The sequence below is a fragment of the Actinoplanes sp. NPDC051851 genome (assembly GCF_040681165.1).
GTDB lineage: Bacteria > Actinomycetota > Actinomycetes > Mycobacteriales > Micromonosporaceae > Actinoplanes.
The window spans coordinates 14,541-25,739 of the sequence record NZ_JBFAYF010000063.1 but is presented as its reverse complement, the minus strand read 5'-3'; the positions used below and the strand labels follow the sequence as shown (position 1 = coordinate 25,739).

Sequence of the window (11,199 nt, the reverse complement as noted above, 5' to 3'; positions counted from 1 at the left end):
TTCATCAGGGGGTGGGCCCGTCCGGGCTCACCCCCTGAGCTTCTCCTCGGTCTTGCGCGCGGCGATCAGGATCGGGTCCCAGACCGGGGCGTACGGCGGCGCGTACCCCAGATCCAGAGCGGTCATCTCGGTGACGGTCATCCGGTTCCACAGGGCCACCGCGAGGGCGTCGACGCGTTTCGCCGCCTCGGTCCGGCCGACGATCTGCGCGCCGAGCAGCACCCCGGTGTCCCGTTCGGCGATCAGCTTGACCGTCATCGGGACGGCGCCCGGGAAGTAGCCCGCCCGGTTGGTCGACTCGACCGGCGCGGTCACCGTCGCGAACCCGGCGAGAGCGGCCTCCGCCGAGGTCAGGCCGGTCCGGGCCACCTCCAGGTCGCAGACCTTGGTGACCGCGGTGCCGACGATGCCGGGGAAGGTCGCGTACCCGCCGCCCAGGTTGATCCCGGCGACCCGGCCCTGCTTGTTCGCGTGGGTGCCGAGCGGGACGTGCACCCGCCGTCCGGAGACCCGGTGCAGCACCTCGGTGCAGTCGCCGGCCGCCCAGACGCCCTCGGCGCCGGGCACGCGCTGTCGCAGATCGGTGCGGAGGGCGCCGGTGGACCCGAGCGGGATCCCGGCCTCCTCGGCGAGCGCGGCGTTCGGGCGTACCCCCAAAGCGATCACCACGACGTCGGCCGCAAGCGGCCCCGCATCGGTGACCACCGACGCGACCCGGCCGTTCTTGATCTCCAGGCCCTGGACCGTGACGCCGGTCCGCAGATCGATGCCGAGGCCCCGGATCGCGGTGGCGACCAGCGCGCCCATGTCCGGGTCGACGGTCGCCATGGGCTGCTCGGCGCGTTCGACGAGGGTCACGCTCAGGCCGCGATTGATCAGCGCCTCGGCCATCTCGACGCCGATGTAGCCGGCGCCGATCACCACCGCGGCCGACGGCTTCGGATCACTCTCCAGCCAGGCGCGCAGCGCGGCGCCGTCGTCCAGGGTCTGCACGCCGAAGACTCCGCCCGCGTCCGTCCGGGCCCAGCCGGGGCGGACCGGGGTGGCGCCGGTCGCGTAGACGAGCTCGTCGAAGCCCTCGCGGAGCTCGCGCCCGCCGTCCAGGTCGCGGACCGTGACGGTGCGCGCCGTCAGATCGATTCCGGTCACCTCGTGGCGGGTGCGCACGTCGATCCCGGCCTCCCGGAAGGCTGCCGGGTCGCGGGCCACCAGGGCGTCCGGCCCGTCCACCACGCCGCCGATCCAGTACGGGATCCCGCACGCCGAGTACGAGGTGAACCGGCCCCGTTCGAAGGCGAGGATCTCGCAGTCCGCGGCGGCGAGCCGGCGCCGGGCCTGGGACGCCGCGGACATTCCGGCCGCGTCCCCGCCTATCACGATCAGTCGCATCCGCCCATGATTCCCCGGTTGTGCGGACTGTTAACGGCGGATTTCCGGAAGGTGTTGCCGGGCGCATCGGGCCGCATCTATGGTGAGCCCACGCTCCGTCGAAGCGCTTCGATGAGCCACGGCCCCATATGTGTCTCCGCTGGTCAGAACGTCCCCTGACCGGCAATTCGCTCTGCCATCGAGGAGGCAACGATGAGACGTAGTCTGGCGTTCCTTGCGGCCGCGCTCCTGGCCGTCCCGCTCGCACCCGGCGCCGCGCGCGCCGCGGAGACGTATCCCTTCCGCGACCCGGGGCTGCCGCTGGCGGCCCGCGTCGACGACCTGGTCGGCCGGCTCACCCTGGCCGAGAAGATCTCCCTGCTGCACCAGTACCAGCCCGCCATCCCACGTCTGGGGATCGGGATCTTCAAATCCGGCACCGAGGCGCTGCACGGCGTGGCCTGGTCCAACTCCTACGCCCAGGGCGGCGCGAAGATCGACGCGACCGCCACCGTCTTCCCGCAGGCCGTCGGCCTGGCGAGCACCTGGGACCCGGCGCTGATCGCGAGGGTCGGCGCGGCCGTCGGCGACGAGGCGCGCGGTCTGCACGCCGAGGACCCGGCGACCTGGGGGCTCAACCTCTGGGCACCGGTGGTCAACCTGTTGCGCGATCCGCGGTGGGGGCGCAACGAGGAGGGGTACTCCGAGGATCCGCTGCTCACCGGGGCGGTCGCCACCGCGTACGGGAAGGGGCTCGAAGGCGATGACCCCGATCGGCTGAAGACCGCGCCGACCCTCAAGCACTACGCGGCGTACAACAACGAGACGCTGCGCGACCGGACCTCGTCGAACGTGCCACAGCGGGTCCTGAACGAGTACGACCGGGCGCCCTTCCGGACGGCGCTGGAGAACGGCGCCGCGACCGGGGTGATGGCGTCGTACAACCTGATCAACGGGCGGCCCGCCACCGTCGACCCGGACCTCGCGACGCTGGTCCGGGGCTGGAGCGACCGGCGGCTCTTCAACGTCACCGACGCGTGGGCGCCGACCAACCTGACCGGGTCGCAGGCGTACTTCGCCACCCAGGCCGAGGCGGACGCCGCGGTGATCCGGGCCGGGGTGGACAGCTTCACGGTCAACGACACCGACGGGGCGCCGACGGTCACGGCCGTGCAGGCGGCGCTCGACCAGGGGCTGCTGACGGTGTCCGACGTGGACCGGGCGGTCGGGGACGCGCTGAGTATCCGGTTCCGGCTCGGCGAGTTCGATCCCGACGGAGGACCTTATGGCGATATTCCCGGTGATGTCGTTGACAGCCCCGCGCATCGGCAGCTGGCCCGGGAGATCGCGGCCGACGCCATGGTCCTGCTCAAGAACGGCAACGGGATCCTGCCGCTGAAGAGCAAATCGAAGATATCCGTTATCGGCCCGTTGGCGGACACGCTCTACACCGACTGGTACGGCGGTCAGCTGCCCTACCGGGTCACCCCGCTGGACGGCATCGGCGAGCGGGTCGCCACCACGACCGCGGACGGCGCGGACCGGATCGCGCTCAGGGACGTCACCACCGGCCGTTACGTGAGCGCCGCCGACCCCTCCGCGATCGCGGCCACCGGCGTGACCGCCGACGCCGCCGCTCAGTTCGACTCGATCGACTGGGGCGACGGCGTCTCGACGTTGCGGAGCGTGGCGAACGGGAAGCTGGTCACCTACAACTGGGGGCCGTTCGGGGCGAGCGCCGACGAGCCGACCGGCTGGTTCGTGCAGCAGCAGTTCAAGGTGGAGGATCAGGGCGACGGTACGGTCGTGCTGCACTACGCCGGGTACGAGACGCAGGAGAGCTGGTTCGGTACCGGCACCTACGTGACCGTGGGTGCCGACGGGACGCTCGGTCTCGGGTCGTCGACGGCCGCCGGTGCCGCGCACTTCACCAGGGAGGTGCTGGTCGACGGCGTCGCGCAGGCCGCCGCGGCCGCTCGTAAGACCTCGACCGCGGTCGTCGTGGTCGGGACCAACCCGTTCGTCGCCGGGCGGGAGGCGCACGACCGGACCGGGCTCGGGCTGGGGGAGCGGCAGGAGGCGCTGATCAGGGCGGTCCGGGCCGCGAACCCGAACACCGTCGTGGTGCTGGAGAGCAGCTACCCGGAGGCGATCACCTGGGCGCAGCAGAACGTGCCGGGCATCCTCTGGACCACCCACGCGGGCGCGGAGACCGGGCACGCGGTGGCGGACGTGCTCTTCGGCGACGTCAACCCGGCCGGCCGGCTGACCCAGACGTGGCCGCGGTCGGTCGCGCAGCTGCCGTCCGACCTCAACGAGTACGACATCATCACGACGAAGCAGACCTACCTCTACAGCGACGCGGATCCGCTCTACGCCTTCGGGCACGGGTTGTCGTACACGAGTTTCACATACTCCGATATATCCGTGAAATCGGGCAAGGTCACGGTGCGCGTCACCAACACCGGGAAGCGGGCGGGCGACGAGGTCGTGCAGCTCTACACCCACCAGCGCACCTCCCGGGACACCACCGCGAACAAGCAGCTCAGGGACTTCCGGAAGATCTCGTTGAAAGCCGGTCAGGCGACGACGGTGACCTTCGCGCTGACCCCGGAGGATCTGCGGCGCTGGGATCAGACGCGGCAGAAGTGGATCACCGAGAGCTCGGTCTACGACGTGCTGATCGGCTCGTCCTCGTCCGACATCCGGCAGCGCGCGTCGCTGTCGGTGCATGGCGAGACCATTCCGGCGCGTGACCTGTCGACGTCGACCCGGGCCGAGACGTTCGACGCCTACCGGGGTGTGCGCCTGCTCGACGAGGCCAAGGGGAGCGGCACGGTGATCGGCGCCTCGGCGGCCGGTGACTGGGTTGCCTTCAAGGACGTCGCGCTGCGTGGCGGGCGGACCCTCACGCTGAGTGCCTCCGGTTCCGGCAGCGTCGAGGTCAGGCTGGGTTCACCCCACGGGCGGCTTCTGGGTACGGCGGCGGTCCCGTCCACCGGTGGCCCGTATGCGTACACGACCGTGACGTCGCCGGTCTCCCCCGCGTCGGGGCGCCAGGACGTCTACCTGATCCCGTCCCCGGGCCTCCGCCTGGCGACGTTCTCGATCACCTGACACCCCGGGTGGCCGGTTCTCCGGGGTGTCCCGCCGTGCGGACGACACCCCTGAGGACCGGCCACGACCTGCTCGTAGGATGCGACGCAAGGGAGGGTCCTTGGCAAGGGACCGCAGTTGGGGAGGCGCAGTGCCGACGATTAACGACGTCGCCCGGGCGGCGGGTGTCTCGCCCAGCACGGTGTCGTACGTCCTGAGCGGCCGCCGGCCCATCTCGGCCGAGACCCGCGCGCGGGTGCAGGCGGCCATCGCCGAGCTCGGCTTCCATCCGCACGCCGGCGCCCGCGCGCTGGCCAGCAGCAAGACGAACGTGCTCGCCCTGGTGGCGCCGCTGCGGGTGGACGTCAACGTGCCGGTCATCATGCAGTTCGCGACGGCGGTGGTGACCGCGGCCCGCGCGCACAACCACGACGTGCTTTTGCTGACCAAGGACGAGGGGACCGCCGGGCTGGAGCGGGTCGCGCACAGCACCATGGTCGACGCGCTGATCCTGATGGACATCGAGCGGGACGACGTGCGGATCTCCGGTCTCCGCCGGCTCAAGCAGCCGTCGGTGCTGATCGGGCTGCCCGCCGACCACGCCGGGATCGCCTGTGTGGACCTGGACTTCCAGGCCGCGGCCGGCACCGCCCTGCGGCACCTGGCCGAGCGTGGCCACCACCGGATCGGCCTGGTCGGCCCGTCGCCGGCCGTCTACCGGCGCCAGACGACGTACGCGGACCGCTTCCTCACCGGCTTCCTGGAGACCTCGGCCGCGCTGGGCCTGCGCACGGTGACGCATCCGTGCGAGCCGGGCGCCGACGGGGCGCGGGCCTGCCTGGCCGACCTCGACGCCGAACTGCCGCAGCTCAGCGCGCTGGTGGTGCACAATGAGGAGGCGCTGCGGCCGCTGCTCGATCTGCTCCAGGCCACCGGCCGGCGGGTGCCGGAGGACGTCTCGGTGGTGGCGATCTGCCCGCGTGACGTCGCCATCGCGATGCCGGTCCCGTTGACCTCGATCGACATCCCGGCGCACGACGTCGGGACGATCGCGGTGGAGACCGCGATGCGGCTGCTGGACGGCCGCCGGGTGGAGCTGACCAGGTTGCTCGAGCCGAGTCTGGTCGAGCGGGGCAGCTGTCGCGAAATCTCGCCGTCACACCGTTGACATCTCCATCCCCGGTTCCATAGCGTCTGCCCTCAGAACGCGGTTGTCGAAGCGCTTCGACGAATGTTCGATGCGGTGTCGAAGCGCTTCGACGATCCTGATCCTCACCCCTTCGCGTGTAACTCCTCAGACCAGTCCCCCTGGGAGGACCACATGGTTATTACTCGTCGCGGCCTGCTGGCCGGCGCCCTTCTGTCGTCCGCATCACTCGCCCTCGGCGCCTGTGGTGGCGGGGACGACAGCGGCGGCGACGACGGCGCGGACGCCAAGACCCTGACGCTCTGGCACTACGAGGGCGCGACCAGCGCGATGGGCGTCGCCTGGGCCAAGGCGATCGAGCTCTTCAAGGCGAAGCACCCCGGCGTCGAGGTGAAGTTCGAGGAGAAGAGCTTCGAGCAGATCCAGCAGAACGCCCAGATGATCCTGAACTCGGACAGCGCGCCGGACATCCTCGAGTACAACAAGGGCAACGCGACCGCCGGTCTGCTCTCCAAGCAGGGACTGCTCGCCGACCTCTCGGACCAGGTCACCGAGTACGGCTGGGACAAGAAGCTGAGCGCCAGCCTGCAGACCACGGCGAAGTACGACGAAGACGGCATCATGGGCAGCGGCAACTACTACGGCGTGCCCAACTACGGCGAGTACGTGATGGTCTACTACAACAAGGACGCCTTCGCGAAGTACAACCTCGCCGTGCCCACCACGTTCGACGAGTTCGTGACGGCCCTGGACACCTTCGTGCAGAACAAGGTCACCCCGCTCGCGGTCGGCGGTGCCGAGTACCCCGCCCAGCAGATCTTCTACGAGCTGGCCCTCTCCAAGGCCGACCGCGCCTGGGTCGACGACTACCAGCTCTACAAGAACAAGATCGACTTCAAGGGCACCCCGTTCACGTACGGCGCGCAGACCTTCGCCGACTGGGTGAGCAAGGGCTACATCGGCAAGGACTCCGCGGGCATCAAGGCCGAGGACATGGGCGTCTCCTGGGAGCAGGGCAAGTACCCGATCCTGATCTCCGGCAGCTGGTGGTACGGCCGCTTCGCCAGCGAGGTCAAGAAGTTCGAGTGGGGCAGCTTCCTCTTCCCCGGCAACACGCTGCACCCGGGCTCCAGCGGCAACCTCTGGGTCGTCCCGGAGAAGAGCAAGGCCAAGGCGCTCGCGTACGACTTCATCGACATCACCATGTCGGCGGAGGTGCAGAACCTGCTCGGCAACAGCGGCGGCGTGCCGGTCGCGGCGGACGCCTCGGCGATCACCGACGCGAAGAACAAGGAACTGATCGAGAACTTCAACAAGCTCGTCACCGGCGACGGCCTCGCGTTCTACCCGGACTGGCCGGCCCCGGGCTACTACGACACCCTGGTCGCCGGCGTGCAGGGCCTGATCAACGGCTCGAAGACGCCGACCGGGTTCCTGGACGAGATCGCCAAGCCGTACGACGAGAACCTGGCCGATCTCGGCAAGTGAGTCTGCGCCGTGAGCGGCCGGCCCGGTGTGGCCGCGCCGCTCACGGCCAGGAAAGGGACCGCTGTGAAGAATCGCGGCTACGCGGTTTACCTCATCCCCGGGATCCTCGCGTCGATCGCGGTGATCGTCGTCCCGCTGGTGATGACGGTGTACATCAGCTTCACCAAGTGGACCGGGGTCGGCGAGCCCCGCTGGGTCGGGTTGGAGAACTACACCCGGCTCTTCGCGGACGCCAACTTCTGGGCCTCGTTCGGGCACATCGCCCTGCTCATCCTCGCCATGGCGGTGGTGCCGACGATCCTCGGCCTGATCCTGGCGGCGGTGCTCTTCGACTACATCGGCAAGCACTTCGGCGACCGGTGGGCCGCGGTGCTGCGGTCCGGGTACTACCTGCCGCAGGTGCTCCCGGTCGCGGTCACCGGCATCATCTGGGGCTGGATCCTGCACCCCAGCTACGGCGCGCTCAACCGGATCCTGGAGTCGGCCGGGCTCGGCTCGCTGGCGAAGAACTGGCTGGGTGACCCGAAGTACGCGCTCTACAGCGTGATGTTCGTGATGGTCTGGTTCCAGCTGGGCTACCCGGTCGTCATGTTCATGTCCGGACTCCAGCGGATCGACCCCGAGCTCTACGAGGCGGCCGACCTGGACGGCGCCTCCTGGTGGCAGCGGTTCCGGAAGATCACCGTGGCGATGATCCGGCCGGAGCTGTACGTGGTGCTGGTGACCACCACCATCGCGTCGCTCAAGATCTTCGGGCAGGTGTTCGTGCTGACCCGCGGCGGGCCGAGCAACGCGACACTGGTGCCCTCCTACTTCGCCTACAAGAACTTCTTCGAGAAGGCCCAGGTCGGGTACGGCTCCGCGATCTCCACCGTGCTGACCGTGCTCATCATCGTGCTCGCCGTCGTCTTCCTGCGCCTCCAGAACCGGGCTGACCAGTCATGACCGTCACCACAGCGCGCGCTCCCCGCCGTACCGTGAAAGCAACGGAGCGCAAGTCCTTCCGCGACCGTCACCCCACGCGGTTCTTGATCCTGACCGTCCTCCTGGTGCTCCTGCTGCTGATGGTCGCGCCGCTGCTGGTCGTCGCGGTCAACGCGTTCAAGAGCCCGGCCGACTACGCCAGCAACGGGCCGCTGTCGATTCCCGGCCATCTGTACTGGGACGGGATCGTCGACTTCTGGAACCGGGTGAACTTCGGGCTCAAGCTCTGGAACAGCTTCATCACCAGCCTGGTGGTGGCCGTCCTGGGCGTGATCCTCTCGGTGTTCAACGCGTACGCGCTGGGCATCGGCAAGGTCAAGGGCCGGATCTGGTTCCTGGTCTTCTTCCTGGTCGCCAACCTGCTGCCGCAGGAGGTGCTGGTCTACCCGCTCTACTACCTGTCCAAGCAGCTCGGGCTCTACGACAGCCTCTGGTCGATCATCATCATCTTCACCGTCATCCAGAGCGCGTTCGGGACGTACCTGCTGACCTCGGTCTACGGCGAGTTCCCGAAGGAGCTGCTGGAGGCGGCGGCGATCGACGGCGCCGGGAAGTGGCGGGCGCTCTGGCGGGTGGTGGTCCCGGTCAGCCGGCCGACCCTCGCGGTCCTCTTCACGTTCTTCTTCATCTGGACGTGGAACGAGTTCTTCCTGCCGCTGATCTTCCTGATCTCCAACGACAACCAGACCGTTCCGGTGGCACTCGGCGTGCTCCAGGGCGATCGCATGATGGACGCCACCACGACCAGTGCCTCGGCGCTGATCGGCATCCTCCCGGCGATGGTCTTCTTCCTGATCTTCCAGCGGACCCTCACGCGCGGCATCGCTGCCGGTGCCATCAAGTAAAGGATCTCCATGAAGTTCACCGACGGGTACTGGCGTAAGCGTGACGGGCTGACCGTGCTGCATCCCCAGCACTTCCAGGACAGTCTGGTGGGTGTCGACTCCCTGACCGTGTACGCCGCGACGAAGCGGGTCCAGGACCGTGGCGACACGCTCGACGCCGCGCTGTTGACCGTCCGCCTCTCCTCGCCGGCGCCGGACGTGATCCGGGTGACGCTGTCCCATTTCGACGGTGGCCGTCCGCGTCTCCCCAACTTCGAGCTCGCCTCCTCTCCCGTGGATCTGTCGGTCGGTGCGGACTCCCTGACGTCGGGTTCTCTGACCGCTGCGGTGCGGACCGGCGAGGAGTGGGGGCTGGACTTTCTCGACCCCTCCGGTCGGCGGATCACCGGGAGCGGCTGGAAAGGCGCGGGGATCGTCTCCGGGGATTCCGGGCATTTCATCCATGAGCAGCTCGACCTCGGGGTCGGGGAGGTCGTCTACGGACTCGGGGAGCGCTTCGGGCCGCTGGTCAAGAACGGCCAGACGATCGACATCTGGAACGAGGACGGCGGGACCAGCAGCGAACAGGCGTACAAGAACGTCCCGTTCTACCTCACCAGCGGCGGGTACGGGGTCCTCGTCGACCACCCGGGCAGGGTCTCCTTCGAGGTCGCGTCCGAGATGGTCACCCGGACCCAGTTCAGCGTGGCCGGGCAGTCGCTCTCCTATCTGGTGATCTACGGGCCCACGCCGGCCGACGTGCTGCGCAAGTACACCGCGCTGAGCGGGCGCCCCGCGCTGCCGCCGGCCTGGTCGTTCGGGCTCTGGCTGACCACGTCGTTCACCACCTCGTACGACGAGGAGACGGTGAACAGCTTCATCGACGGGATGGCCGAGCGTGACCTGCCGCTCTCGGTCTTCCACTTCGACACGTTCTGGATGCGCGAGTTCAACTGGTGCGACTTCGAGTGGGACTCCCGGGTCTTCCCGGACCCGCCGGGCATGCTCAAGCGCCTCGCCGGCAAGGGGCTCAAGACCTGCCTCTGGATCAACCCGTACATCGCGCAGCGCTCGCCGCTCTTCGCCGAGGGGCGCGACAAGGGATACCTGGTCCGCACCGTCGACGGCGACGTCTGGCAGTGGGACCGCTGGCAGGCCGGCATGGGACTCGTCGACTTCACCAACCCCGAAGCGTGCGCGTGGTACGCCGCGAAGCTCCGCGCGCTGGTCGAGATGGGCGTCGGCGCGTTCAAGTCGGACTTCGGCGAGCGCATCCCGGTCGAGGGCATCGTCTGGCACGACGGGTCCGACCCGGAGCGGATGCACAACTACTACACGCAGATCTACAACCAGGTGGTCTTCGACGTCTTGAAGGAGGCGCGTGGCGAGGGGGAGGCCGTTCTCTTCGCGCGCTCCGCGACCGTCGGCGGGCAGAAGTTCCCGGTGCACTGGGGTGGCGACAACACCGGCAACTTCGCGTCGATGGCGGAGAGCCTGCGCGGCGGCCTGTCGCTGATGTCGTCCGGCTTCGGATTCTGGAGCCACGACATCGGCGGGTTCGAAGGGCTGCCCGATCCGGCGGTGTTCAAGCGGTGGATCGCGTTCGGGCTGCTCTCCTCGCACAGCCGGTTGCACGGGTCGAAGTCGTACCGGGTGCCGTGGAACTTCGACGAGGAGGCCGTCGACGTCCTGCGCTTCTTCACCCACCTGAAGTACCGGCTGATGCCGTACCTGTTCGGTGCCGCGCGCGAGGCCCACTTCACCGGTCTGCCGGTGATGCGGCCCATGCCGGTCGCCTTCCCGGACGACCCGGCGGCGGCCTACCTCGACCGGCAGTACATGCTCGGCGGGGACCTGCTGGTCGCGCCGGTATTCAGCGCGGAGGGCGAGGTGTCGTACTACGTACCCGAGGGGCGGTGGACGCACTACCTGACCGGCGAGGTCGTCACCGGCCCCGGCTGGGTGCGCGAGACGCACGACTTCAGCAGCGTGCCGCTGCTGGTCCGCCCCGGCGCGGTCATCCCGGTCGGCGCCCGTCAGGACCGCCCGGACTACGACTTCCGCGACGGCGTCACCCTGCGTCTCTTCGAGCCCTCCGCCGACCGTACGGCGGTGGTCGTGCCGGGCCCGTCCGGCGCCGACACGGTCTTCACCGTCACCCGGTCGGGCTCCGAGGTTCGCATCGGCCGCAGCGGGGAAGCCCTCCCATGGCGCGTCCAGCTGGGCGACGAGGTCGTCTCGCTCGACGCGGACCAGGACAGCTGCACCCTCACCCTGGGTTAAGCAGCACCG

General features: G+C 69.1%; 7 protein-coding genes. 6 read left to right on the top strand and 1 reads right to left on the bottom strand.

The window, feature by feature from the left end; all coding sequences use genetic code 11:
* Nucleotides 1-27: 27 nt before the first annotated feature.
* Complete coding sequence (locus tag AB0M08_RS38835; RefSeq protein WP_364504907.1) at nucleotides 28-1,389, bottom strand: FAD-dependent oxidoreductase; 1,362 nt, start codon at nucleotides 1,387-1,389, stop codon at nucleotides 28-30.
* A 192-nt stretch (nucleotides 1,390-1,581) separates the two neighbouring features.
* On the opposite strand from AB0M08_RS38835, the gene AB0M08_RS38830 reads away from it, so the two are divergent.
* From AB0M08_RS38830 to yicI, 6 genes are all read left to right on the top strand, one after another.
* Complete coding sequence (locus tag AB0M08_RS38830; RefSeq protein WP_364504905.1) at nucleotides 1,582-4,485, top strand: glycoside hydrolase family 3 C-terminal domain-containing protein; 2,904 nt, start codon at nucleotides 1,582-1,584, stop codon at nucleotides 4,483-4,485.
* A 130-nt stretch (nucleotides 4,486-4,615) separates the two neighbouring features.
* On the top strand, nucleotides 4,616-5,632 hold the full coding sequence (locus AB0M08_RS38825) for a LacI family DNA-binding transcriptional regulator (RefSeq protein ID WP_364504903.1): 1,017 nt from the start codon (nucleotides 4,616-4,618) through the stop codon (nucleotides 5,630-5,632).
* 153 nt (nucleotides 5,633-5,785) lie between these two features.
* A complete protein-coding gene (locus AB0M08_RS38820; protein WP_364504901.1) occupies nucleotides 5,786-7,099 on the top strand; it encodes an extracellular solute-binding protein in 1,314 nt (437 codons plus the stop codon).
* A 63-nt stretch (nucleotides 7,100-7,162) separates the two neighbouring features.
* Nucleotides 7,163-8,044 carry a sugar ABC transporter permease gene (locus tag AB0M08_RS38815; RefSeq protein ID WP_364504899.1) on the top strand — a complete coding sequence of 294 codons (882 nt, stop codon included), beginning with the start codon at nucleotides 7,163-7,165 and terminating at the stop codon, nucleotides 8,042-8,044.
* Complete coding sequence (locus AB0M08_RS38810) at nucleotides 8,041-8,928, top strand: carbohydrate ABC transporter permease (RefSeq protein WP_364504897.1); 888 nt, start codon at nucleotides 8,041-8,043, stop codon at nucleotides 8,926-8,928. The genes AB0M08_RS38815 and AB0M08_RS38810 overlap by 4 nt, the downstream gene beginning before the upstream one ends.
* 9 nt (nucleotides 8,929-8,937) lie before the next feature.
* Complete coding sequence (yicI, locus tag AB0M08_RS38805; RefSeq protein ID WP_364504895.1) at nucleotides 8,938-11,190, top strand: alpha-xylosidase; 2,253 nt, start codon at nucleotides 8,938-8,940, stop codon at nucleotides 11,188-11,190.
* Nucleotides 11,191-11,199: the final 9 nt, after the last annotated feature.

Excerpts from the sequence above, each read along its gene's own strand:
- AB0M08_RS38820 (WP_364504901.1), top strand. The coding sequence starts at position 5,786 with ATGGTTATTACTCGTCGCGGCCTGCTGGCCGGCGCCCTTCTGTCGTCC.
- AB0M08_RS38830 (WP_364504905.1), top strand. The coding sequence starts at position 1,582 with ATGAGACGTAGTCTGGCGTTCCTTGCGGCCGCGCTCCTGGCCGTCCCG.
- AB0M08_RS38810 (WP_364504897.1), top strand. The coding sequence starts at position 8,041 with ATGACCGTCACCACAGCGCGCGCTCCCCGCCGTACCGTGAAAGCAACG.
- AB0M08_RS38835 (WP_364504907.1), bottom strand. The coding sequence starts at position 1,389 with ATGCGACTGATCGTGATAGGCGGGGACGCGGCCGGAATGTCCGCGGCG.
- yicI (WP_364504895.1), top strand. The coding sequence starts at position 8,938 with ATGAAGTTCACCGACGGGTACTGGCGTAAGCGTGACGGGCTGACCGTG.